The following is a 22409-nucleotide window of genomic DNA, read 5'->3' as shown; positions in this document are numbered from 1 at the left end:
GGTGCGTGGCTCCGCCGCCGCGCGGAGCCTGCGGAGCGAAGGCGGTGGACGCATGAGCGAGCTGCCGAGCGGCTTCGGACCGGACTTCAGCTGGGGCGCCTCGACCGCGTCGTACCAGATCGAGGGGGCCGTCCACGAGGACGGACGCGGGCCGTCGGTGTGGGACACGTTCTGCGCGACACCGGGCAAGGTCAAGGACGGCGACACCGGCGAGGTCGCGTGCGACCACTACCACCGCTGGCCCGAGGACGTGGCGCTGATGCGCGACCTCGGCATCGACACCTACCGCTTCTCGATCGCGTGGCCGCGCATCCAGCCGACGGGCAGCGGCCAGGTCAACGAGGCCGGCCTGGCGTTCTACGATCGGTTGGTCGACGGGCTGCTCGAGGCGGGCATCCGTCCGTGCCCGACGCTCTTCCACTGGGACACCCCGCAGGCGCTGGAGGACCAGGGCGGGTGGCTGTCGCGGGAGACCGCGCAGCGGTTCGCGGAGTACGCCGGCGTCGTGGGCGAGCGCCTCGCCGACCGGGTGCCGATGTGGGCCACGATCAACGAGCCGAGCGTGGTCACCCTGCTGGGACACGCGATCGGTCTGCACGCGCCCGGGAGGACGCTGATGTTCGACGCGCTGCCGGTGGCACACCACCTGCTGCTCGGCCACGGGCTCGCCGTGCAGGCGCTCCGCGCGTCCGGCGCGCAGATGGTCGGCATCGCCAGCAACCACGGCCCGACCTGGGCGGCCTCGGACTCCGAGGAGGACCGTGCGGCCGCGGCGCTGCACGACGACGTGCTCAACTGGCTGTTCGCCGACCCGGTGCTCCTCGGCCGCTACCCCGAGACGCTGGTCGACCTGCTGCCTGTCCAGGACGGCGACCTCGACGTGATCCGCGGGCCGATCGACTGGTTCGGGCTCAACCACTACGCCCCCGCCCGGGTCGCGGCGCCCGGCAGCCCCTCCCTCGCCGACGGGGAGGCCGGCGGGCTCACGCTCGGCGACGACGCGCCCTTCCGCCTGGTCGAGATCAAGGACGTCGAACGCACGGACTTCGGCTGGCCGATCGTGCCTGACGCGTTCCGCGAGATCCTCGTGACCCTGAAGGATCGTTACGGGTCCGCGCTGCCGCCTGTCTTCATCACCGAGAACGGCTGCTCCTACGCCGACGGGCCCGGCGACGACGGCCGCGTGCACGACGACCGTCGCATCGCCTTCCTCGACGGCTCGCTCCGCGCGCTGCAGCAGGCCCGCGAGGAGGGCGTCGACGTGCGCGGCTACTTCACCTGGTCGCTGCTGGACAACTTCGAGTGGGCCGAGGGCTACTCCCAGCGGTTCGGCCTCGTGCACGTCGACTACGAGACGCTGGTGAGGACGCCCAAGGACTCGTTCGCCTGGTACGCCGACGTGATCCGCGCGAGCCGGGGTTGACGGCCGCTCCTCCCCTCGACGCAGCCGAGCGGCCCTGGGAGCCCTCGACGCCCGTCCGCGCCGGCTGGGTCTCGCTGCTCGCGGTCGCCAACCTCGCGGTCTTCGCGGCGTTCTTCGGTCCGCTCCAGGTGCTCCTGGCCCAGCAGGCCGAGGACCTCTCGCCGGGGAGCAAGGAGGCGACGCTCGGCCTGGTCACCGGCATCGGCGCGTTCGTCGCGATGGTGGCCAACCCCGTGCTCGGCGCGTGCTCCGACCGCACCCGGGGGCGCTTCGGACGTCGGCGGCCGTGGGTGCTGACCGGTGCGCTGGTCAGCGTCGGCGGGCTGGCGCTGCTGTCCGGGTCCCAGCTCGTCGCGCTGATGGTCCTCGGCTGGGCCCTGGTGCAGCTCGGGGCCAACGGCTCGCTCGCCGCCATCATGGCCGCGATCCCCGACCGCGTCCCCCGCACCCAGCGCGGCGTCGTGGGCGGCACGGTCGCCCTCGCCCAGACGGTCGGTGCCCTGCTGGGCGTGGGCATCGCCTCGGTCACCGGCGACTGGGCGATCGGCTACCTCGCGGTCGCGGTGTTCGTCGTCCTCGCGAGCCTGCCCTACGTGCTCGGCGGCCGCGACGAACCCGTCCGGCACGTCCCCGCCTTCTCGTGGTCCGGCTTCCTGCGCGGCTTCTGGGTCAGCCCGCGCCGGCACCCGGACTTCGCCTGGGCGTGGGTCGTGCGGTTCCTGGTGCAGCTCGGCAACGCCCTGGGGCTGGTCTACCTCTACTACTTCCTCCAGGACGGGGTGGGGTACGCCGACCCCGAGGGCGGGGTCTTCCTCCTCACCGTGGTGTACGCCGTGTCGTCGGTCCTCACCACCGTCACCAGCGGGCGCCTCTCGGACCGCCTCGGGCGACGCAAGGTGTTCATCGTGGTGAGCGGGGTCGTGATGGCGCTCGCCGCGACCGCCCTCGCGCTCGCGCCGGTGTGGCCGATGGTGGTCGCCGGTGCGGTCGTGCTGGGCGCCGGGTTCGGCGTCTTCACCGCCGTCGACTACGCGGTGATGACCGAGGTGCTGCCGACCGCCGAGGACTCCGGTCGCGACCTCGGGGTGATCAACGTCGCCGCCTCGCTGCCGCAGGTCTTCTCCCCCGTGCTGGCCGGGGCGCTGGTGTCCTCCGGCGCGGGCTACCCGGGGCTCTACCTGCTCGCGGCGCTCGCCACCCTCGCCGGCGCGCTGGCCGTCGGCCGGATCCGCGGCGTGCGCTGAGGGCCGCCGACCCACCAGGGAGTCAGGCGGGGGCGCCCGCGTCCCCGGCCTGCTCCTGGAGGTTCATCCCCGAGTCCTCGTCGTCGTCCTCGTCGGCCGGCTTGGCCAGCGGGTTGTCGTCGGTGGGACGCAGGTCCTCGGGCAGCTGGTCGTCGGAGATCTGCGACGGGTCGTCGGAGCCGGGGAAGTCCTCGCCCGACCCCGACCCCGACCCGGACCCGGACCCGGAGGCGTCCTCGTCGTCGGTCGTGCCGGTCGCCGCCGAGCCGTCGTCGGGCTCCTGCTGCGTCGGGGCGGTCTCGCCCTCGGCGGAGTCGGCGGTCTGCGGGTTGTCGTCCCCGGGCGTGCTCGAGTCGCTCATGCGGGCTTCCTACCCAGCTCGGCGGCGATCGACTCCGCCACCGACTCGCCACTGCGCACGGCCCCCTCCATGTAGCCGCACCAGTCGCGGGCGTAGTCCGCGCCGGCCCAGTGGATGCGCCCGACCGGCTCGCGCAGCGCCTCGCCGTACGTCGTCCAGACGCCGGGGGTGAAGTGGGCGCCGTAGCAGCCGCGGGTGAACTCCTCGGCGTTCCAGTCGCGCTCGAGGTACTCCACCGGGTCGGCGGCGCGCGGACCGAAGTAGCGCACGAAGCACCCGACCACGGCGGCCCGTCGCTCGTCCGGCGTGGCCCGAACCCAGCGGCGCGCCTCGGCGCCCTCGATGAAGCCCATGAGCACCCCGGGCGTGCCCGACGGCGGCGAGTTGTCGAAGGTGATCTTGACCGGTCCCTCGTCGGAGGCGGCCTGTCCGTTGAGCCCGTCCTCGCGCCAGAACGGCGTCGGGTAGGCGGCGTAGGTCTTGACCACGGAGCCGGCCGGCAGCCGCTGGGTGAGCTGGTCGCGCCACGAGGGCAGCACCGGGTCGTAGTCGAGGCGCCCGGCCAGCGCCGGCGGGAGGGTCACGACCACCGCGTCGCCGTCGTACGTCGTGCCGGCGCGGGTCTCCACGCCGACGCCGTCGGGCCGGTGGGCGACGCGGCGGACCGGGCTGCCCAGCACCACCCGGTCACCGAGCTCCTCGGCCAGGCGCTCGCTGACCCGGACCGACCCGCCCACCACCCGGTCCTGCTGGGCGCCCTCGTCGACCGCGAGCAGGGTCTCGAGGTCCGCGTTGGACCGGGTGTAGAAGAGCGCGTGCAGGAGCGAGACGTCGGCGGCCTCCGCGGCCCACACCGCCTCGCACGCGACGCGGAAGTAGGCACGCCCGGCCGCCGTGCGCAGGTTGCGCCGGATCCACGACTCCCAGGTCTGGCCGTCGAGGCGCTCCGCCCCCGGGGTGAGCCAGGGGCGGTCGAGGTCGACCCGGCGGGCGAGCCGCTCGAAGCGCGCCATCCCCTGTGCCAGGTCGGCCAGCGCGAAGGGCGAGACGCGGGGGACCGCGCCCTTGTGCGGCTTGAGCCGCGACCGCTTGCCCCGGAGCTCGAGCAGCAGCTCGCCCTCGTCGTTCCAGGTGCGGAAGGTCTCCAGGCCGAGCTCCTCGCACAGGGCGTACATCCGGCTATGACCCTCCCCCAGCCACTGACCGCCGAGCTCGACGGGAGTGCCGTCGGAGAGGACGCCGCCCTCCGTGCGCCCGCCGACCCTCGACCGGGCCTCGAGCACCACCACCTCGTGGCCGAGCGCGACCAGCCGCCGCGCAGCGGTGAGACCTGCCAGACCGGCTCCGACGACGACGACCTTCACGACCGCTCCACCTCCAGGGTCCCGGCCGGCAGCGCGGCCCGTGTGCTCCAGCGCGCCCACTGCCGTCGGACCCACCACGGCCGACGGTCGGCGACGTGCGCCGGCAGGTCGCGGACCCAGCGCTCCCCCAGCCGGTCGCCCTCGGCGAAGGCCTCGGCGGCGGACGGCGGGTCGGCCAGCCACCGCTGCTCGACCGCGTCCCGCTCGGTGAGGAAGCCGCCGAGCCGCTCGGGGTCACGCATGACAGTGCGATGCAGCAGCTCTTGTCGCCACCACAAGAAGTCGGGGTCGAACCGCTCCGGCGCGGCTCGGTCTGGCTCGTGGTCGAGATCCTCGCCGAAGGTGACGGGTTTGAAGAGCGACACGCACGGCGCCGACGACCCGGTCACCCAGTGCCGCCCGCCCGGTGGCGTGCCGGCCCGGAGGTCGGCGACCCACGAGCCCGTCGTCTGTGTGGACGTCACCAGCCCGCCGGCGTGCGCGCACGGGGCGGAGAGCGCCCCGTTCACCGGTGAGTACGACGGCCAGCGGGCGCCCTCGCCGTGGTCGCGCAGCGCCGCCACGAGGTCGGCGGGGCCGGTCGCGGCACGGGCGGCGCCGGTGGTGCGGGCCTGCCGGACCGCGCAGGCGGCGACGCGCCCGCGCAACGGGTCGGCGTACACCTCGGCAAAGCCCGGGATGGTCAACCCGTTGGAGATCGACCGGGCACCGGAGACCTCCTCGGTCGCCCAGTGCCGACCGGCCGTCTCGAGCAGCACCGCGCCGTCGGGGTCGGCGACCAGGAACGAGCTGTCGTAGGTGAACCGCGGGTGCTCGTGGCTGCAGGCGCCGCCCTGGCCGTGCTCCTCGAGCAGGCCGACGATGGCCTCGACCGCCTCGTGCCGGGTGGCTCCTCGCTCCAGGCCCGGCCGCAGCAGGTCCATGCCGAGCAGCGCGCCGTCTCCCCTGTCACCGGTCCGTCGGGTGAACACGGCCTCGTTGCCGATCACCACGCCGTGCTCGTTGGCGCCCATCTCTGCGCCCCACATCCACCACGGCTGGGACAGGACGACGGCGTGGGTGCGCGGCACCTGCGGCACCTGCGACCAGGTGGTGCGCACGACGGCCCCGTCGGCGTGCTCGGCAGCGGCGTGGCGGCGGACCTGCTGGGCCTCGTCGGGGTCGCGATCGCTGTTCTTGGCCAGGAGCACCCCGTCGCGCGAGATCGTGACGAGGGTGTCGCACATGCCCGTGACCTTAACCAGCCAGGGCGCGTGCCGCAGACCTGTGACGGGAACCCTCCTGTCAGGCGAGAACCATCGAGACCCACGGGAGGAGCCCCGATGGCCCAGGACGGGAGCAACGCGGAGATGGACCGCGAGGAGGAGTCGCCCAAGGAGCGGGCGACCCGCAAGTGGAACGAGATGCTCCAGGAGCTGCGCGTCGCGCAGACAGGGGTGCAGGTGCTCACCGGCTTCCTGCTGACGCTGCCGTTCACGCAGCGGTTCACCAAGCTGTCCGGGACCGACAAGACCGCCTACCTGGTGACGATCTCGTGCGCGATCGGCTCGGCGGCCTGCCTCATCGCTCCCGTGGCGTTCCACCGCGTGCTGTTCGGCCGGAGCGAGAAGACCTGGCTGATCACCGCGGCCAACCACGTCTCCCGGGTCGGGCTGACCCTCATGGCGCTGACCATGACGGGGTCGGTCTTCCTGGTCTTCGACGTGCTGCTCGGGATCGGGGCGGCCCTGGCCGCCTCGATCGTGACGCTGGTGGTGGTCGCCGGCCTGTGGGTGGCGATCCCGGTCGTCGCGGAGGCCCGCGACTGACCCGAGCCGGTCACCACCCGCGACTACGCTCGCCGGCGTGGCTCCCGTCGTCCGTCCCCGCGTCCCCGAGGACGTCCCCGAGGTGTGCGACCTGGTGATGCGGCAGCAGCCACTGACCCGCTACCCCTTCCGCAACCCGCTGCCGTTCCCGGTCGAGCAGTTCGTGCAACGCCCCGGCGAGCTGGGGGCCTGGGTCGCCGAGGTGGACGACCGGCCCGGACCCGTGGGTCACGTGAGCCTGGTCGCGGTGGGCGAGCACCACCTGGGTCCACGCTGGGCTGCGGCCGTGGGGCGTCCGGTCGAGGACCTGGCCGCGGTCTCCGTGCTCGTGGTCGACCCCGAGGTGACCGGCCGAGGCCTCGCGCGAGCCCTGCTCGACACCTGCGAGACGCACGCCCACGGGCTCGGCCGGGTGCCCGTGCTCGAGGTGCTGGGCCTCCAGCAGCGCGCCGCCGGGATCTACGCCTCCCGGGGGTGGCGCGCGATCGGCGAGGACGAGCCCGACTGGCTGCCTCCGGGGACCGGCCTCCGGGTCACGCTCATGGTGCTCGACCCACCCGCCTGAGCTCCGCCCCTCGCGCCCGGCCGAGCCGCCGGCGTACGACGGCAGCAGGGCCCGCGACCGAGGTCGCGGGCCCTGCGTGCTGGGTGGGTGCGGGGGTCTCCCGGGCGGGTCAGGCCTGCTTGATCGCGGAGATCTCGATCTCGAGGGTGACCTTGTCCGAGACCAGGACGCCGCCGGCCTCGAGCGCGGCGTTCCAGGTGATGCCGTAGTCCGAGCGCTTGATGACGGTCGAGCCCTCGAAGCCGACGCGCAGGTTGCCGAACGGGTCGGTGGCCGCACCGGCGTACTCGAAGTCGATGGTGACCGGCTTGGCGACGCCCTTGATGGTCAGGTCGCCGGTGACGCGGAGGGTCTCGGCGTCGACGGCCTCGACCGAGGTGGAGACGAAGGTCAGCTCGGCGTGCTCGTCGGTGCCGAAGAAGTCGCCCGAGCGGAGGTGCCCGTCGCGGTCGGCGTTGCCGGTGGTGATGCTGTCGGCCTTGATCGCGACCTCGATCCTGGCGTCGGCCAGTCCGGCGCCGGTGGTGGCGGAGCCGGAGAAGTCGTTGAAGGAGCCGCGGACCTTGGTGACCATCGCGTGCCGGGCGACGAAGCCCATGCGGCTGTGGCTGGCGTCGAGCACGTAGGTGCCGTCGAGGTCCTGCAGGGTGACGGTCTGGGAAGCGGTGGCGGTCATGCTGTCCTCCTGGTGGGGTATGGTTGACGTTTCAAGTAACAGCATGCCACGGATTAGGTGACGTGTCAACTACAGCGGTAGACTTCTTCCCATGAACCCGGGCACTGACGACGACGACGTGCGGTGGCTCGACCCGCACGAGCAGGCGGTGTGGCGCCGCTGGCTGTTCAGCCAGCGACACCTGATGGTCGAGCTGACCCGCAGCCTCGCGGAGGAGAGCGGGCTGTCGATGCCCGACTACGAGGTGCTCGTCATGCTCACCGACACCCCGGAGGGCCGCGTGCGCATGGCCGCGCTGGCCGACCTGCTGGAGTGGGAGCGCAGCCGGCTCTCGCACCACATCCGCCGCATGGAGGCCCGTGGGCTCGTCGAGCGCCGCGAGTGCCAGGAGGACGGGCGCGGAGCGTTTGTCGGGATCACCCCGCTCGGCCAGCGCACCATCGAGCGGGCCGCCCCCGGGCACGTGAGCGCGGTCCGGCGGTTCTTCATCGACCGGCTCGGGCCCGACGGCGTCGACGCCCTCGACACCGCCCTGACGCGGCTCGACGCCCAGGACACCCAGCGGGCGCCGCAGGACCAGCAGGCAGGGCTCAGCGGGCAGCGCTGAGCTGACCCACCACGAGCCGCGCCACCGTCTCGCCGCCGTCCGACCGGATCCGGCCGCACAGGCCGGACCCGAGGAGCAGCCGCAGGGCCGCCACGTCGTGCGCCGGGACCCGCGCGACCAGCGCCGACTCCCCCCTCGTGCGGCCCAGGGCGCACGCCTCGCGCAGCAGCCGTGCCCCCAGCCCGCGCCCGCGCCACGCCGGGACGACGTGGACGCGCACCCCGGCCCCCTCCGGCTCGCGGGTCAGCACCGCCTTGCCCACCAGGTGCCCCTCGACCTCGGCCAGGACTCGGTCGTGCTCGACGCGCACCACGGGGACACCTGTCCCGGTCGTGGGGTCCGGCACGGACGCACCGGCCCGGACCTGGTCGGCCACCATCTCCAGCACGGCGGCCCGGGCGCGCTCGGTCGCCGTGAACGGCGCCTCGCGCACGACGCGGACCGTCCGTCCGGCCAGGCGCAGGTCGAGCGCCCCGTCGTGAGCCCCGTCGCGAGCACCGTCGCGAGCACCGTCGCGAGCACCGTCGCGAGCACCGTCGCGAGCACCGTCGTGCAGCGGGCCGGCGGCCTGCGCGACCCGGCCCTCGAACAGCGCCGCGGCGACCTCGCCGAGACGCTCAGGCTCCTCGACCAGCCGGGCCACCGCATGCAGGTGACGGACCGGCTGGTCGGTGAGGGAGGACGGCGGGGCGGGCGTCACCTGGGGTGCGCCCCGGGTCGCATCCGCCCCTGCCTCCAGCGTCAGCTCCTGGACACGGCGTACGGTCCAGTCGCCGGGCGTGGAGAGGACGAGCTCGTCGGTCACCGAACCGACGTCGGGGAAGATCTGCAGGGCCAGGATGTTGACCCCTGCCTCGCCGCACGCGCTCGCCAGCCGGGCCAGGGCGCCCGGCCGGTCGTTCAGGGTCGTGCGGACCCGCCACAGGGCCGTGCCGTTCTCGTCCATGCGGCAAGGCTCGCGGGGCCGGGTTCCGGAGCCGGGTCGGGCGTGTAACGGGCGTGAAAACTCTGCTGATGTCAGCCCGACAAGAAGTCCAGGCGCACCGACCGTTCGGCGTTGTCGACGTTGAGGTCGACCAGGCAGATGCTCTGCCAGGTGCCGAGGGCGAGCCGGCCGTCGTCGACCGGGACCGAGGCGTACGGCGGCACCAGGGCAGGCATGACGTGCGAGCGGCCGTGACCCCGGGAGCCGTGCCGGTGGACCCACCGGTCGTCGGCCGGCAGCAGGTCGCCGAGCGCGGCGAGGAGGTCGTCGTCGGAGCCGGCGCCGGTCTCGAGGATCGCCAGGCCGGCGGTGGCGTGGGGCACGAAGACGTGCAGCAGCCCGTCGCCGCGCCCGGCGACGAACTCGGCGCAGGCGCGGGTGAGGTCGTGGACGACCTCGCGGTCGCCGGTGCGGACGCTGAGCGTGGTGGTCTCCATCCGTCGATCGTGCCAGGAGCGGGTGTGACCGGCGGCCGGCCGGGTACACCCCCCGCATGAGTGCAGCGGAGACCTCCAGCGGCGAGCACGACGAGCGCGAGGAGGCCGAGGAGTCCGGCGCGGCCCCCGGCTCCGACCCGGGCCCGAGCCCCGCGGCGATCGGCGACGTCCCCGACCAGCACGACTCCCACCTGCCCGAGGACCACCGCGAGCGCGCGGCGGGCGAGGCGGAGAAGCCCGACCTGCCCGACGTGCCCGACCTCTCCGAGGACGCCCAGGACGACCAGGCGGAGCTCGCGAAGGCGGAGGACTCCGACGATCCGGACGAGACCGAGGACGACGAGGTCGACGACTCCCCGGACGACGACTCCGACGAGGAGGACCGGCAGGACGGCTGAGTCGGGGGCGGTGCGTGCTTCCTCGGCTGGTGGGTACCGGGGCCGCATGGATCGCTCCCACCGCCGCTCACCGCTGAGAGTCGACGTCGTCGAGGCCTGCGAGCTCGTGCGCGCCGGGCTGGAGACGATGCTCACCCCCTACGGCGTCGAGGTCTCGGCCGACGGAGCCGAGCAGCGCGCGGACGACGGTCCCGACATCACGCTCTACGACGTGCCCGGCACCAACCTGTCCCGCGAGGCGCTGGACTACCTCACCGAGCGGCCGCGGGGCGGGCGCCTGGTGCTCTACGCCTGGGACATCCGCCCGGACGCGGTCGGCACGGCCCTCGCCGCGGGGGTCAAGGGCTACTTCTCCAAGTCCCTCAGCGCGGCCTCGCTGGTCGACGCCCTGCACCGGGTCGCCTTGGGTGACACCGTCGTCCGGGGCCGGCGGGTCACCCCGTCGGCCGAGGTCGCCAACGCCGACCTGACCCGCCGCGAGACCCAGGTGCTCGGCCTCATCGCCAGCGGCATGAGCAACGCCGACATCGCGCGCGCCACCAACCTGAGCATCAACTCCGTGAAGACCTACATCCGCGGCGCCTACCAGAAGATCGGGGCGCGCAACCGGGCTCAGGCGCTGCTGTGGGCGCTGCACAACGGTTGCGTCTCCGACTCCTCGCTCGCGCACCCGCCGTACTCCGCCCGTCGGGGACGCCGGCCGCTGCTCACCGGCTCGTCGAGCTGAGCGTGGCGCGCGCTCCGCGCCGAGGGGTGCACGAGGGCTGACAAACGCCCCCGTTCCTGCGTACGGTGACTAGAACACGTTCTCGTTTTGCAGGAGCACCCTGATGACCGCTGAGCCGACCACGCGCCTCCCGGCCGACTTCGACCCGACCGACCCCGACCTGATCGAGCAGGGGCTCCCCCACGAGCAGTGGGCCCTGCTGCGGCGCACGGCGCCGGTCCACTGGGTCGAGCAGGCCGACCCGGGAGCGCGGGCGGGCTTCTTCGGCACCGGCTACTGGGCGGCCAGCAGGCACGAGGAGGTGGCGGCGATCTCGCGCAACAGCACCGACTGGTCGACCGCGGAGAACGGCGTGATCGTGCGCTTCGCCCCCGAGATGACGCGGGAGGAGGTCGAGGCGCAGAACCTGATGATGATCAACCACGACGACCCCGAGCACGCCCTGATGCGACGCATCGTCTCCCGCGGCTTCACCCCGCGCGCGATCGCGCAGCTGGAGGAGAAGCTGCGCGAGCGGTCCAAGGTGATCATCGCCGAGGCGGTCGAGCGCGGGTCCGGCGACTTCGTGCGCGACATCGCCGCCGAGCTGCCGCTGCAGGCCATCGCGGACCTCCTCGGCGTGCCGCAGGAGGACCGGGCCAAGCTCTTCGACTGGTCCAACCAGATGATGAGCTACGACGACCCCGAGGTCCCCGGGGACGCACCCACCGCGTCGGTCGAGATCCTGATGTACTTCGACGCCCTGGCCAACGACCGCCGGGCCAACCCGCGCGACGACATCGTCACCAAGCTGATCACCGCCCAGGACGGCGAGGCGCTGACCAACGACCAGTTCGGGTTCTTCGTCATCCTGCTCACCGTCGCCGGCAACGAGACCACCCGCAACGCGATCAGCCACGGCCTCAACGCGTTCATGGACAACCGTGACCAGTGGGAGCTGTGGAAGCGCGAGCGGCCGCAGACCATGGTCGACGAGGTGATCCGCTGGGCCACCCCGATCACCGTCTTCCAGCGCACCGCGCTGCGCGACCTCGAGCTCGGCGGGCAGCAGATCCGCAAGGGCGACCGGGTGGGGATGTTCTACGCCTCGGCCAACTTCGACGACGAGGTCTTCACCGACCCCTTCACCTTCGACATCACCCGCTCGCCCAACCCGCACGTCGCCTTCGGCGGCCACGGCGCGCACTACTGCATCGGCGCCAACCTCGCGCGCATGGAGGTCGGGGTGATCTTCGACGTCCTCGCCGACCTCGCCCCCGACCTCCGCAAGGTCGCCGAGCCCCGCCGGCTGAGGTCCGGGTGGCTCAACGCGATCAAGGAGCTCGGCGTCTGCTACCGCTGAGCCGGCTCGAGCCTGAGCCCCCGCTGTGAGAGTGCGGCGGGGCGGCGTACGCACCTGCCGACTCGGGTAGGACGAGGAGGTGCTGCGCTTCTTCGTCCTCGGGTTCCTCGTCGTCGCCGGCGCCCTCACCACCCTCGCGGCCGCTGTCGGCGGGCCCGCCTGGTGGGCGCTGGTCGTGGTCGTCGTCCTCCTCCTGGTCCTCGCGGTCCACGACCTCGTGCAGACCAGGCACTCGATCCTGCGCAACTACCCCGTGCTGGGCCACCTGCGCTTCCTCATGGAGGACATCCGGCCCGAGCTGCAGCAGTACTTCATCGAGCGCAACTTCGACGGTCGCCCGTTCGACCGCGACACCAGGACCTCGATCTACCAGCGGGCCAAGGGCCAGAAGGACGAGGCGCCGTTCGGCACCGAGCGCGACGTCTACGAGATCGGCTACGAGTACCTCGTCCACTCCACCGCCCCCAGGCCGAAGCCGGACGAGCCCCCGCGCGTGCGGATCGGCGGTCCGGACTGCCGCCACCCCTACGACATGGCGCTGCTCAACGTCTCGGCGATGAGCTTCGGATCCCTGTCCGGCAACGCGATCGAGGCGCTCAACCGAGGTGCGGCGATGGGCGGCTTCGCCCACGACACCGGCGAGGGCGCGATCAGTCCCTACCACCGCCAGGGCGGTGACCTGGTCTGGGAGGTCGGGTCGGGCTACTTCGGGTGTCGCACGAAGGACGGCGGTTTCGACGAGGGCGAGTTCGCCGACAAGGCCGCCGACGACCAGGTCAAGATGGTCAGCCTCAAGCTCAGCCAGGGCGCCAAGCCCGGGATCGGCGGCGTCCTCCCCGGGGCCAAGGTCACCGAGGAGCTGGCCCGCACCCGCGACGTCGAGCAGGGCAAGACCGTCGTCTCCCCGCCCTACCACCGGGTCTTCTCGACACCGCGCGAGCTGGTCCGCTTCATCGGGCACTTCCGCGAGCTGGCAGGGGGCAAGCCCGCCGGCTTCAAGCTGTGCGTCGGCTCGCGCATCGACGTGCTGGCGATCTGCAAGGCGATGCTCGAGGAGGGGGTCGCCCCCGACTTCGTGATCGTCGACGGCGCCGAGGGCGGCACGGGCGCCGCGCCGGCGGAGTACCAGGACCACGTCGGCATGCCGCTGACGGAGGGACTCATGACCGTGCACAACGCGCTGGTCGGGACCGGGCTGCGCGACCAGGTGCGGATCGGCGCGTCGGGCAAGGTCGCGACCAGCGCCGACCTGGTCAAGCGCCTCGTGCAGGGCGCGGACTACACCAACGCCGCGCGGGCGATGATGATGGCGGTCGGCTGCATCCAGGCCCAGAGGTGCCACACCAACACGTGCCCGGTCGGGGTCGCCACCCAGGACCCGAAGCGGCAGCGGGCGCTCGTCGTGCCGGACAAGGCAGAGCGGGTGCGCAGCTACCAGCACCTGGTGGTCGACGGGGCCCTGCAGATCATGGCCTCGATGGGCGTCGACAGCCCCTCCGAGCTCCACCCGGGGCTGCTCATGCGCCGCACCAGCGCGTCCACCACCCGCTCCTACGCCCACCTCTACGACCACCTCGCGCCAGGCGAGCTGCTCGCCGAGGCCCCGGAGTCGTGGGCCCACGACTGGGCCGCCGCCGACCCCGACTCGTTCCGGCCGACCGGCTGGGCGCTCGCTCCCGGAAGGACCTGAGATGACCACCATCGCCGAGCTCATCGTCACCGCACTCGCCGAGCACGGCGTGCGCCAGGTGTGGGGGGTGGTCGGCGACGCCCTCAACCCGGTGACCGATGCGATCCGGCGCGAGGAGCGCATCGAGTGGATCGGCGTGCGCCACGAGGAGGCGGGCGCCTTCGCCGCCGGTGCGCAGGCCCAGCTGACCGAGGACCTGGCCGTCTGCATGGGCACGGTCGGCCCGGGGGCGGTCCACCTGCTCAACGGGCTGTACGACGCCCGCAAGAGCCACGCGCCCGTCCTCGCGGTCGTCGGACAGGTGCCGCGGGAGGACATCGGCAGCGACTTCTTCCAGGAGGTCGACAACCGGGCCGTCTTCGCCGACGTGGCGTGCTTCAACGAGATGCTCACCAGCCCCGAGCAGCTGCCGCACCTGCTGGAGCGCGCGGCGAGCACCGCCCTGGCCGAGCGCGGCGTGGCGGTGCTGACCGTGCCGGGTGACGTGGGCGGGATGGACGTGCCGGACGACACCCCGGTCCCGCGGTTCGCCCGGCCGGCGCCGATCGCGGCGGCCGACCTGGACGACGTACGCCGGGTGGCGAGCGTGCTCTCCGCCGCGGCCAAGGTGACCCTGCTGGTGGGCATCGGCGCCCGGCACGCGCGGACCGAGGTGCTCGAGCTGGCAGACCGGCTCAAGGCGCCGATGGTGCTGAGCCTCAAGGCCAAGGACGGCTTCGACGACGACAACCCGTTCGAGATCGGGCAGTCCGGGCTGATCGGCAACCCCGCCACCAAGCAGGCCTTCGACGACTGCGACGTGCTGGTGATGGTCGGCACCGACTTCCCCTACCGCGACTTCCTGCCGACCGGGAAGACCGTGGTGCAGCTCGACAGCCGCGGGTCGCACGTGGGGCGGCGCACCCCGGTCGACCACGCGCTCGTCGGCGACAGCAGGCTCACCCTCCAGGCCCTGCTCCCGCTGCTCGAGGCCAAGGCCGACGCCGGGCACCTCGACTCGACGCGGACGTCCTACGCGAAGTGGCAGGAGCGGCAGTCCCACCTCACCGACCCCGGCTACGACCGCAAGCCCCGTGGCCTCCTGCGCCGCAAGGTCGACAACCCCGACTCCCGCATCCGGCCCGAGCTGCTCGCGGCCGTGGTGGACCGGCACGCCGCGCAGGACGCGGTCTTCACCACCGACACGGGCATGTCGACGGTGTGGCTCTCGCGGTTCGTGCGGATGACCGGCACCCGCCGGCTGCTCGGCTCGTACAACCTGGGCTCGATGGCCAACGCGATGCCGCAGGCCCTGGGCGCCCAGGCGCTCGACCGCAGCCGCCAGGTGGTGGCGTTCTGCGGGGACGGCGGTCTGTCGATGCTGCTGGGCGACCTCATCACCGCGGTGAGCCACGACCTGCCGGTCAAGCTCGTGGTCTTCGACAACGGCCGGCTCGGCATGGTCAAGCTCGAGATGGAGCAGGTCGGGCTGCCGGAGTTCGGCACGGTCCTGCACAACCCCGACTTCGCGGCTGTCGCCCGCGCGATGGGGATGCACGGCGTCCGGGTCGAGGACCCCCACGACGTCGACGCCGCGGTCCAGGAGGCCTTCGCCCACCCCGGTCCGGCCCTGCTGGACGTGGTCACCAACGCCGACGAGGTCGCCGTACCCCCCAAGCCGACGCTCGAGCAGGGCTGGGGCTTCGCGATCGCCAAGAGCAAGGAGTTCCTCACCAGCCCCGAGTGACGCTGGGGGCATGACCGTCGAGGAGCTCATGCCGTCCGCGCCCGCGCTGCGGGGTCCCACGCTGATGAGCCAGCAGTGGCAGGACCTGGGCTTCGTGCACTGGGCGGTCGAGCCCGAGCGGGTGGCCGGCCACATGCCGCCGGGCGTGCGGCCGGACGTGCTCGACGGGAGGACGTACGTCGGACTGGTGCCGTTCCGCATGGTCGACGCCGGGGTGGGCCGAGGCCCGGGAGTGCCCTGGCTCGGCACGTTCCTCGAGACCAACGTGCGGCTCTACTCGGTCGACCGCACCGGGCGACGAGGCATCGTCTTCCTCAGCCTGGACTGCCAGCGGCTGCTGGTGTGCGCGGGCGCGCGGCTCTCCTTCGGGGTGCCCTACCGCTGGGCGCGGATGACCTACGACCGCCGCGGCGAGCGGCACGCCTACGCCTCGCACCTGCTGCCGCGGGACGGCCACGCCCGGGTCGAGCTCGAGGCGGGAGCGGCCCGGGAGCCGGGCGAGCTGGAGCACTTCCTCACCGCCCGGTGGGGGCTGCACAGCCGCTGGCTCGGCCGCAGCTGGTACGTCCCCAACGAGCACGACACGTGGACGCTGCGCGAGGCGACCCTGCTCGACCTCGACGCCCGCGTGCTCGCCTCGGTGGGCCTGCCCGAGCTGGTCGGACGGGCCCCGGACCACGTCGCCTTCAGCGACGGCGTCACGACGCGCTTCGGCCTCCCGCGCGACGCGCGGTCGCCCCGCCGCTGAGGCCGGCGGTCCAGACCTGCCCTGCCATTGCCGGGGGCGTGGAACCCGGGGACGCTGGTGGGGTGTCGTCTCATCAGGGCGCCTTCCCGGCGCCCTCGAGGCGGAGGAGGTGGCCCGTGGACCAGCGCGAGAGCCTGCTCCTCACGCGGGCGCACCGGTCCGGCCCGGTGGACGGGGTCGTGCCGTCGGCGTACGTCGACGTCACCCCCGGCCAGCTGCTCGCCGAGGTGTTCCACGGCGGCTACCGGCGGCTCGTCGTCCAGCTGTACGCCGTCACCGGCGACCTCGCGGAGGCCGAGGACGTCGTGCAGGAGGCGTTCGTGCGCGCGGCCGCCCTGCCGTCCCGTCTCGCCCAGGTCGACAACCCCGAGGCGTGGCTGCGCACGGTCGCCCTCAACCTGCACCGCAACCGGGTGCGCAAGGTCCGCGGCTGGCTGCGCGTGCGCCGGGTGGTGGAGTCCGAGCGAGAGGCCGACCTGCCGGGCCCCGAGGAGCACCTCGACGTGGTGCGGGCGCTGAGGCGCCTGCCCGCGCGGCACCGGGAGGTGCTGGCGCTGCACTACCTCTCCGACCTGTCCGTGGCCGAGGTGGCCGAGGCGCTCCAGGTCCCCGAGGGGACCGTGAAGTCGCGGCTGTCCCGCGCTCGTGACGCGCTCGACCAGGTGCTGCGGGAAGGAGACGGTGATGACGCGAGCTGAGACGACCGCCCAGCTGTCCGAGACCGCCCGGGCGAGGGTGGAGCGGGCACGAGCCGTGCGCGCCGACGTCGAGCTGCTCGTCGAGCCGCCCGGCCTGGCGAGCATCGAGCGGCGCGGACGGGCACGGCGACGCCGCCGGCACGCCACCGCCGCAGCCCTCGCCACGACGCTCGTCGTGGCGGGGGTCGGGGTGGCCGGGGAGCTGTCCCGGCACCGGCCGGTCGACACCGCCGGCCTCACCTGGCCCGCCGGGCTCGACCGCTGGCCCGGCAACCCCCACCTGCCGCAGGTCCGGGCCGGGGACCACTGGTTCCCGCTCTCGCCCTACCGCGACGCGCCGACGGTGCGCCTGCGGCTCGGCCGTGGCTGGCACGGCGACGTCGCCTCGGTGGACCTGCAGCACCGCGCAGGTGCCGGGCTGGTGACCCTGCTGGTCGCCGACGTCGACCAGGTGGTGCGCACCCCCTGCGACGACGACGACCGCGGCATGGTCGACGTGACCGACGACCCGGCCACCCTGGTCGCCGCGGTCGCAGGCGCACCGGGCCTCGAGCAGCGCGCGCCCGCGCGGGTCGTCACCGCGTTCGGCCGGCCGGCCACGTGGCTGCGCCTGAGCACGACCGAGGCGGTGCGCTGTCCGTTCCACACGCCGTACCACCTGGTCGACACCGGGGGCGGGCTGGTCCAGGCCCCACGCCCGGGCAGCCGGGTGGACGTGTGGGTGGTCGACGTCGACCATCGCGGCGTGGTGGTCGCGGCGACCGCGACCCCGGGGGCCGACGAGCGGGGTCGGGCCGTGCTGGAGGAGGCGCTGTCGACGGTGCGGCTCGTGCCGGGGGGCTCCTCGTGACACCGGTTTGCACAAACCTTGCGCAAACCCTTGAATAACCCTGCACAAGAGAGGACGATGGAGCACGAAAGGAGGCCACCATGACCTTCGTGATCTTCCTGTCCATCGTCGCCATGACGACCGCCGTCGTCGGCTGTGCCGCCATCTGGGGGTTCGACGTCGCTCGCGCCCACGAGGTGGAGCGCGACACCGCCGAGCAGTCCCGCCGGACCGCCCTCGAACAGGCCGCCCGCCGGGCCGCGCTCGAGCAGCGTCACCCCGCCTGACCCTGACCGAGGCTCACCCCTTGTGGGTCGAGGGCCCCGCGTCGTCGTACGGCGACCCGTCGCGCTCCCGGACCGCCTGCCGGAAGCCGACGGCCTCGGCCCGCTGCTGGAACGCGTAGCCCTCGCGGGTGTGCCGTGAGATGCCGTCGAAGACGGTGCTCACCATCTGCGAGGTCGCGACGCCCTGGCTCAGCAGCGCGTGGTTGAGCGCGAGCTTGACCATCATCAGCTGGTTGACCGGCATCGCGGCGATCCGCTGCACGAGCACCTCGGCCCGCTCGTCGAGGCGGTCGGCCGGCGCGGACTCCACGGCCAGGCCCCACGCGGCCGCCTCGACCCCCGAGAGGCAGTCGCCGGTGAGGAGCAGCCGCTTGGCCCGCTGGTCGCCCAGGCGGTGCGCCCACATCCCCGCCGACGGCACGCCCCAGACCCGGGTGGGCGGGTAGCCGATCTTGGCGTCGTCGGCGATGACGATCTGGTCGCAGTGCAGCGCGATGTCCGTGCCGCCCGCCACGCAGAACCCGTGCACCTTGGCCACCGTCGGCTTGTCCGCGTGCAGCAGCGACGCGTAGCCCTTGGTGAAGCGGCTCATCATCGCGTAGTCGACCATCGGGTCCCAGACCTCGCCGGGCTCGTGGTTGGCGATGCGCTGCTCGGCCCACAAGGACAGGTCGTAGCCGCCGCAGAACCCCTTGCCCCGCCCCGACAGCAGGATCACGTGCACCCGCGGGTCGCGGTCGGCCCGCTCGACGGCGGCCGCCAGGTCGAACGGGGTGTCCGCGGTGATCGCGTTGCCGGCCGCCGGCCGGTCGAACGTCAGCCGCGCCACGCGGCCCGTGCGCTGGTAGGTCAGGGTCGGGTGGGCGATCTCCTCGTCGACGGAGTCGTCGGTATCACCGCGCCACGGCGCGGCTCCTTCGTCAGGTGCAGGGGCGTCCATCCGGGCAGTGAACACCTCGACCCTGCTCGACCACCACCAGGACGCGCGGCGTTCACCGTCCTGCCACCACGAAGGGCCACCATGTCGGTCATGCCTCGGATCCCCTCCCGCCTGCTCGCGCTCGGCCTCCTCGTCACCGGAGCGGCCGTCCTCCCCGCCTCGTCCGCCCAGGCGGCCGGCCCCTGCTCCGGCGTGGCCCGCTGCCACGTGGTGGCCCACGCCGACGTCGACGGTGACGGGACCCCTGACGCGGTCGGCCTCGCGCGGAGCGGGAAGGACGGCGCCGCCCACGGCACCGCCACCCTGCGCGTCCAGCTCGGCAGCCGGGTCGTGCGCGCCACCAAGCCGACGGAGTACTGGTACGGCCCGCTCTGGCAGGGTGCCGCGGACGTCGACGGCCGCCGCGGTGCCGAGCTGTTCTTCGGGCGCACCCAGGGCGCGCACGCCGAGCTCTTCCAGTCGCTCACCCTGCGCGCCGGCCGGCTGGTGACGCTGCGCGCGCCGGGGCGCGGCTACCAGGGGCTCTGGTACGTCGACAGCTCGGTGATGTACGTCGGCGGCTGGCTCCGCACGACCTCCGACGCTCCGGGCGTGGTGCGCTTCCGCACGGCGTACCGCAACGACCCGCCGAACGACAGCGACTTCGAGGGCGTGGTCAAGACGTTCCGGTGGACCCGCGACGGCTGGGTCCGGACGGCGATCCGGCGCTTCCCGCATGCGAGCGAGGACCGTGTCTCGCGCTGGACCGGTTTTCACGTCAAGGGCCTGCAACGGTTCTGACCTGCTCGGGTCCGACGGGCTTGTCCCGGGCTCCTTCGGCGGCCGTGCATCAGACCGTGAGTTTCGGGCACCGCAGGGCTGAGGTGTGACCTGGTTCACGTCTCCACTCGAGGGGAGCACATCATGTCCGAGCACCACACACAGGAACCGCTGCCCCGGGCCTCGTTGCCCGGGTCCCACATCGCCGACCCAGCGCCGCTGGGACTGGCAGCGTTCGCGCTGACCACGGCCGTGCTCAGTGCCGTCAACGCCGGCTTGGTGCCGGCCTCCGTCGAACCCGTCGTCTTCGGGCTCGCGCTGGCCTACGGCGGCATCGCCCAGTTCGCTGCCGGCATGTGGGAGTTCGCCAAGGGCAACACCTTCGGTGCGACCGCGTTCTCGTCGTACGGCGCCTTCTGGGTGTCGTTCTGGTGGCTGACCGGTCACTCCGGCGTCGACAAGATCCCCCCGGCCGACGCCGCCAAGGGGATCGGCCTCTACCTGCTCGTCTGGGGCATCTTCACCGCCTACATGACCGTGGCTGCCACGCGCGTCAGCGGAGCGGTGTTGGCGGTCTTCGTCCTGCTGACGCTCACCTTCCTGGTCCTTGCCTGGGGCGAGTTCGCCACCTCCGACGGCATCCACAAGGTGGGTGGCTACCTCGGCCTGCTGACCGCACTGGCGGCCTGGTACGCCTCCTTCGCGGGAGTCACCGCGTTCACCCACCAGCGCCAGCTGCTCCCGGTGGGAGCCCGCTCGTCATGAGCGACGAGACGCTGGCCAACCTGTCCCACGAGGAGCGCCGTTTCGAGCCCCCTCAGGACCTCGCCGACCACGCGAACGTCACGGCCGAGGCCTACGACGAGGCCGACCGGGACCGCATCGCCTTCTGGGAGAAGGCCGCGGAGCGACTCTCCTGGGACACGCGGTGGGACACGGTGCTCGACTGGGACGACGCGCCCTTCGCGAAGTGGTTCGTGGGAGGCAAGCTCAACGTCGCCCACAACTGCGTGGACCGCCACGTCGCGGACGGCAAGGGCGACAAGGTGGCCTTCCACTGGGTCGGTGAGCCGGACGACGACACCCGAGACATCACCTACGGCGAGCTGAAGGACTCGGTCTGCCAGGCGGCCAACGCCCTGGTGGACCTGGGCGTCGAGAAGGGCGACCGGGTCGCGATCTACATGCCGATGATCCCCGAGACGGTGGTCGCGATGCTCGCCTGCGCACGCATCGGTGCGCCGCACACGGTCGTGTTCGGCGGCTTCTCGTCCTCGGCGCTTCGTGACCGCATCCAGGACTGTGACGCGCGCGTGGTGATCACCGCCGACGGCGGCTACCGTCGCGGAGCGCCGGCCGCGCTGAAGCCGGCCGTCGACGAGGCGGTGAGCCAGTGCCCTGACGTCCGCAGCGTGCTCGTCGTGCGCCGGACCGGGCAGGACGTCGAGTGGACCGACGGCCGCGACGTGTGGTGGCACGACGTCGTCGAGGGCGCGAGCACCGAGCACACCGCGGAGGCGTTCGAGAGCGAGCACCCGCTCTACGTGATGTACACCTCGGGCACGACCGGCAAGCCCAAGGGCATCCTGCACACGACCGGTGGCTACCTGGTCGGCACGTCCTACACGCACTGGGCGGTGTTCGACCTCAAGCCCGAGACCGACATCTTCTGGACCGCGGCCGACATCGGCTGGGTCACCGGGCACAGCTACATCGTCTACGGCCCGCTGGCGAACGGCGCGACCTCGGTGATGTACGAGGGCACCCCGGACACGCCCCACAAGGGCAGGTGGTGGGAGATCATCGAGAAGTACGGCGTGACGATCCTCTACTGCGCCCCGACTGCGATCCGCACCTTCATGAAGTGGGGCAAGGAGATCCCCGCGAGGGCCGACCTCTCCTCGCTGCGCCTCCTCGGCTCGGTCGGGGAGCCGATCAACCCCGAGGCCTACATCTGGTACCGCGAGAACATCGGCGGCAACAGGTGTCCGGTCATGGACACCTGGTGGCAGACCGAGACCGGCCAGCTCATGATCAGTCCGCTCCCCGGGGTCACGGCGGGCAAGCCCGGCTCGGCGATGAAGGCACTGCCCGGGATCTCCGCCGAGGTGGTCGACGACGAGGGCGAGCCCGTCGGCAACGGCCGGGGCGGCTACCTCGTGCTCACCGAGCCGTGGCCGGCGATGCTGCGGACGTTGTGGGGCGACGACGAGCGCTTCAAGGAGACCTACTGGCAGCGGTTCGAGAAGCAGGGCTACTACTTCGCGGGGGACGGTGCCAAGCTCGACGACGACGGGGACATCTGGCTCCTCGGCCGCGTGGACGACGTCATGAACGTCTCCGGGCACCGGCTCTCGACGACCGAGATCGAGTCCGCCCTGGTGTCCCACCCGAGGGTGGCCGAGGCCGCCGTCGTGGGCGCCAAGGACGAGCAGACCGGCCAGGCGGTCAACGCGTTCGTGATCCTGCGCGAGTCGGCGCTCGAGGGCGGCGAGGAGGCGCCTGACGACCTGATCAAGGAGCTGCGCGACCACGTCGCCAAGGAGATCGGGGCGATCGCCAAGCCGAAGTCGATCCTGGTCGTCCCCGAGCTGCCGAAGACGCGGTCGGGCAAGATCATGCGCCGGCTGCTCAAGGACGTCGCCGAGAACCGCGACGTCGGTGACGTGACCACGCTCGCCGACTCCGGGGTGATGGACCAGATCAGCGAGGGCATCAGCTCCGGGAAGGCCGACGAGGACTGAGCGGGCCGGGCCTGTCAGACCTCGTCGGCACGGCGACGGCTGGCGGCGTTG

Annotated in this window: 24 protein-coding genes; 17 read left to right on the top strand and 7 right to left on the bottom strand. The window is 72.9% G+C overall.

The features are described 5' to 3' along the window. Positions 1 to 52 precede the first annotated feature (52 nt). Complete coding sequence (locus J2S63_RS12240) at positions 53 to 1423, top strand: GH1 family beta-glucosidase (protein ID WP_310302480.1); 1371 nt, start codon at positions 53 to 55, stop codon at positions 1421 to 1423. Then, the gene (locus J2S63_RS12235; RefSeq protein WP_310302477.1) at positions 1420 to 2667 is read left to right on the top strand and encodes an MFS transporter; all 1248 of its coding nucleotides are present in this window, start codon (positions 1420 to 1422) and stop codon (positions 2665 to 2667) included. The genes J2S63_RS12240 and J2S63_RS12235 overlap by 4 nt, the downstream gene beginning before the upstream one ends. Positions 2668 to 2689: 22 nt before the next feature. Here the strand turns inward: J2S63_RS12235 and J2S63_RS12230 are convergent, their stop codons facing one another. From J2S63_RS12230 to J2S63_RS12220, 3 genes are read right to left on the bottom strand one after another with little or no spacing between them, the layout of a single operon-like run. After that, the gene (locus J2S63_RS12230; protein ID WP_310302474.1) at positions 2690 to 3028 is read right to left on the bottom strand and encodes a hypothetical protein; all 339 of its coding nucleotides are present in this window, start codon (positions 3026 to 3028) and stop codon (positions 2690 to 2692) included. Further along, positions 3025 to 4392 (bottom strand): flavin monoamine oxidase family protein, encoded by a 1368-nt coding sequence (locus tag J2S63_RS12225; RefSeq protein ID WP_310302471.1) that lies wholly within the window; start codon positions 4390 to 4392, stop codon positions 3025 to 3027. Before J2S63_RS12225 ends, J2S63_RS12230 begins: the two co-directional genes overlap by 4 nt. After that, positions 4389 to 5618 carry a peptidase C69 family protein gene (locus J2S63_RS12220; RefSeq protein ID WP_310302467.1) on the bottom strand — a complete coding sequence of 410 codons (1230 nt, stop codon included), beginning with the start codon at positions 5616 to 5618 and terminating at the stop codon, positions 4389 to 4391. Before J2S63_RS12220 ends, J2S63_RS12225 begins: the two co-directional genes overlap by 4 nt. Before the next feature lie 96 nt (positions 5619 to 5714). Between J2S63_RS12220 and J2S63_RS12215 the strand changes: the two genes are divergently transcribed. Next, entirely contained in the window at positions 5715 to 6200 is a 486-nt protein-coding gene (locus J2S63_RS12215; protein WP_310302465.1) for a DUF6328 family protein, read from the top strand. 37 nt (positions 6201 to 6237) lie between these two features. Further along, positions 6238 to 6765, top strand: coding sequence for a GNAT family N-acetyltransferase (locus tag J2S63_RS12210; RefSeq protein WP_310302462.1), 528 nt, complete (start codon positions 6238 to 6240; stop codon positions 6763 to 6765). 109 nt (positions 6766 to 6874) lie between these two features. Here the strand turns inward: J2S63_RS12210 and J2S63_RS12205 are convergent, their stop codons facing one another. Next, positions 6875 to 7441: a YceI family protein gene (locus J2S63_RS12205; RefSeq protein WP_310302459.1), complete on the bottom strand. Its 567-nt coding sequence runs from the start codon at positions 7439 to 7441 to the stop codon at positions 6875 to 6877. A gap of 91 nt (positions 7442 to 7532) precedes the next feature. Here J2S63_RS12205 and J2S63_RS12200 point away from each other — a divergent pair, with 91 nt between their 5' ends. Further along, the gene (locus tag J2S63_RS12200) at positions 7533 to 8048 is read left to right on the top strand and encodes a MarR family winged helix-turn-helix transcriptional regulator (RefSeq protein WP_310302455.1); all 516 of its coding nucleotides are present in this window, start codon (positions 7533 to 7535) and stop codon (positions 8046 to 8048) included. On the opposite strand, the gene J2S63_RS12195 is transcribed toward J2S63_RS12200, so the two are convergent. Beyond that, positions 8032 to 8994 carry a GNAT family N-acetyltransferase gene (locus J2S63_RS12195; RefSeq protein WP_310302453.1) on the bottom strand — a complete coding sequence of 321 codons (963 nt, stop codon included), beginning with the start codon at positions 8992 to 8994 and terminating at the stop codon, positions 8032 to 8034. The two genes, J2S63_RS12200 and J2S63_RS12195, sit on opposite strands and share 17 nt — an antisense overlap. Positions 8995 to 9065: 71 nt before the next feature. Further along, positions 9066 to 9470, bottom strand: coding sequence for a secondary thiamine-phosphate synthase enzyme YjbQ (locus J2S63_RS12190; protein ID WP_310302449.1), 405 nt, complete (start codon positions 9468 to 9470; stop codon positions 9066 to 9068). Between the two features lie 56 nt (positions 9471 to 9526). On the opposite strand from J2S63_RS12190, the gene J2S63_RS12185 reads away from it, so the two are divergent. The 9 genes from J2S63_RS12185 (at position 9527) to J2S63_RS12145 (ending at position 17915) form a co-directional block, all read left to right on the top strand. Further along, positions 9527 to 9868: a hypothetical protein gene (locus J2S63_RS12185; RefSeq protein WP_310302446.1), complete on the top strand. Its 342-nt coding sequence runs from the start codon at positions 9527 to 9529 to the stop codon at positions 9866 to 9868. Positions 9869 to 9914: 46 nt separating this feature from the next. Continuing rightward, on the top strand, positions 9915 to 10595 hold the full coding sequence (locus J2S63_RS12180; RefSeq protein WP_310302443.1) for a response regulator transcription factor: 681 nt from the start codon (positions 9915 to 9917) through the stop codon (positions 10593 to 10595). 103 nt (positions 10596 to 10698) lie between these two features. Further along, complete coding sequence (locus J2S63_RS12175; protein WP_310302440.1) at positions 10699 to 11937, top strand: cytochrome P450; 1239 nt, start codon at positions 10699 to 10701, stop codon at positions 11935 to 11937. 79 nt (positions 11938 to 12016) lie between these two features. Further along, entirely contained in the window at positions 12017 to 13627 is a 1611-nt protein-coding gene (locus J2S63_RS12170) for an FMN-binding glutamate synthase family protein (protein WP_310302437.1), read from the top strand. A 1-nt stretch (position 13628) separates the two neighbouring features. Beyond that, the gene (locus J2S63_RS12165) at positions 13629 to 15353 is read left to right on the top strand and encodes a thiamine pyrophosphate-dependent enzyme (RefSeq protein WP_310302435.1); all 1725 of its coding nucleotides are present in this window, start codon (positions 13629 to 13631) and stop codon (positions 15351 to 15353) included. A gap of 10 nt (positions 15354 to 15363) precedes the next feature. After that, the gene (locus J2S63_RS12160; RefSeq protein ID WP_310302433.1) at positions 15364 to 16101 is read left to right on the top strand and encodes a YqjF family protein; all 738 of its coding nucleotides are present in this window, start codon (positions 15364 to 15366) and stop codon (positions 16099 to 16101) included. Between the two features lie 116 nt (positions 16102 to 16217). Next, complete coding sequence (locus J2S63_RS12155; protein WP_310302430.1) at positions 16218 to 16799, top strand: RNA polymerase sigma factor; 582 nt, start codon at positions 16218 to 16220, stop codon at positions 16797 to 16799. Further along, positions 16786 to 17649, top strand: coding sequence for a hypothetical protein (locus tag J2S63_RS12150; protein WP_310302428.1), 864 nt, complete (start codon positions 16786 to 16788; stop codon positions 17647 to 17649). Before J2S63_RS12155 ends, J2S63_RS12150 begins: the two co-directional genes overlap by 14 nt. Positions 17650 to 17729: 80 nt before the next feature. Further along, a complete protein-coding gene (locus J2S63_RS12145; RefSeq protein ID WP_310302422.1) occupies positions 17730 to 17915 on the top strand; it encodes a hypothetical protein in 186 nt (61 codons plus the stop codon). Between the two features lie 13 nt (positions 17916 to 17928). Here J2S63_RS12145 and J2S63_RS12140 read toward each other — a convergent pair whose 3' ends face one another. Beyond that, positions 17929 to 18855 (bottom strand): crotonase/enoyl-CoA hydratase family protein, encoded by a 927-nt coding sequence (locus J2S63_RS12140; protein ID WP_310302419.1) that lies wholly within the window; start codon positions 18853 to 18855, stop codon positions 17929 to 17931. A 90-nt stretch (positions 18856 to 18945) separates the two neighbouring features. Here J2S63_RS12140 and J2S63_RS12135 point away from each other — a divergent pair, with 90 nt between their 5' ends. The 3 genes from J2S63_RS12135 to acs all read left to right on the top strand — a co-directional run bounded on the left by J2S63_RS12135 (position 18946) and on the right by acs (position 22358). Continuing rightward, entirely contained in the window at positions 18946 to 19635 is a 690-nt protein-coding gene (locus tag J2S63_RS12135; protein WP_310302417.1) for a hypothetical protein, read from the top strand. 123 nt (positions 19636 to 19758) lie between these two features. Further along, complete coding sequence (locus J2S63_RS12130; protein ID WP_310302414.1) at positions 19759 to 20379, top strand: acetate uptake transporter; 621 nt, start codon at positions 19759 to 19761, stop codon at positions 20377 to 20379. Further along, positions 20376 to 22358: an acetate--CoA ligase gene (gene acs, locus J2S63_RS12125; protein ID WP_310302411.1), complete on the top strand. Its 1983-nt coding sequence runs from the start codon at positions 20376 to 20378 to the stop codon at positions 22356 to 22358. The genes J2S63_RS12130 and acs overlap by 4 nt, the downstream gene beginning before the upstream one ends. Positions 22359 to 22409: the final 51 nt, after the last annotated feature.

Source organism: Nocardioides marmoribigeumensis (assembly GCF_031458325.1).
GTDB classification, from domain to species: Bacteria; Actinomycetota; Actinomycetes; order Propionibacteriales; family Nocardioidaceae; genus Marmoricola_A; species Marmoricola_A marmoribigeumensis.
This window is presented reverse-complemented; position numbering and strand designations above follow the sequence as displayed.

Coding starts and splice junctions, on each gene's coding strand:
- J2S63_RS12240 (WP_310302480.1), top strand. CDS start 53: ATGAGCGAGCTGCCGAGCGGCTTCGGACCGGACTTCAGCTGGGGCGCC.
- J2S63_RS12230 (WP_310302474.1), bottom strand. CDS start 3,028: ATGAGCGACTCGAGCACGCCCGGGGACGACAACCCGCAGACCGCCGAC.
- J2S63_RS12220 (WP_310302467.1), bottom strand. CDS start 5,618: ATGTGCGACACCCTCGTCACGATCTCGCGCGACGGGGTGCTCCTGGCC.
- J2S63_RS12215 (WP_310302465.1), top strand. CDS start 5,715: ATGGCCCAGGACGGGAGCAACGCGGAGATGGACCGCGAGGAGGAGTCG.
- J2S63_RS12205 (WP_310302459.1), bottom strand. CDS start 7,441: ATGACCGCCACCGCTTCCCAGACCGTCACCCTGCAGGACCTCGACGGC.
- J2S63_RS12200 (WP_310302455.1), top strand. CDS start 7,533: ATGAACCCGGGCACTGACGACGACGACGTGCGGTGGCTCGACCCGCAC.
- J2S63_RS12195 (WP_310302453.1), bottom strand. CDS start 8,994: ATGGACGAGAACGGCACGGCCCTGTGGCGGGTCCGCACGACCCTGAAC.
- J2S63_RS12190 (WP_310302449.1), bottom strand. CDS start 9,470: ATGGAGACCACCACGCTCAGCGTCCGCACCGGCGACCGCGAGGTCGTC.
- J2S63_RS12185 (WP_310302446.1), top strand. CDS start 9,527: ATGAGTGCAGCGGAGACCTCCAGCGGCGAGCACGACGAGCGCGAGGAG.
- J2S63_RS12180 (WP_310302443.1), top strand. CDS start 9,915: ATGGATCGCTCCCACCGCCGCTCACCGCTGAGAGTCGACGTCGTCGAG.
- J2S63_RS12175 (WP_310302440.1), top strand. CDS start 10,699: ATGACCGCTGAGCCGACCACGCGCCTCCCGGCCGACTTCGACCCGACC.
- J2S63_RS12165 (WP_310302435.1), top strand. CDS start 13,629: ATGACCACCATCGCCGAGCTCATCGTCACCGCACTCGCCGAGCACGGC.
- J2S63_RS12160 (WP_310302433.1), top strand. CDS start 15,364: ATGACCGTCGAGGAGCTCATGCCGTCCGCGCCCGCGCTGCGGGGTCCC.
- J2S63_RS12150 (WP_310302428.1), top strand. CDS start 16,786: ATGACGCGAGCTGAGACGACCGCCCAGCTGTCCGAGACCGCCCGGGCG.
- J2S63_RS12145 (WP_310302422.1), top strand. CDS start 17,730: ATGACCTTCGTGATCTTCCTGTCCATCGTCGCCATGACGACCGCCGTC.
- J2S63_RS12140 (WP_310302419.1), bottom strand. CDS start 18,855: ATGGACGCCCCTGCACCTGACGAAGGAGCCGCGCCGTGGCGCGGTGAT.
- J2S63_RS12135 (WP_310302417.1), top strand. CDS start 18,946: ATGCCTCGGATCCCCTCCCGCCTGCTCGCGCTCGGCCTCCTCGTCACC.
- J2S63_RS12130 (WP_310302414.1), top strand. CDS start 19,759: ATGTCCGAGCACCACACACAGGAACCGCTGCCCCGGGCCTCGTTGCCC.
- acs (WP_310302411.1), top strand. CDS start 20,376: ATGAGCGACGAGACGCTGGCCAACCTGTCCCACGAGGAGCGCCGTTTC.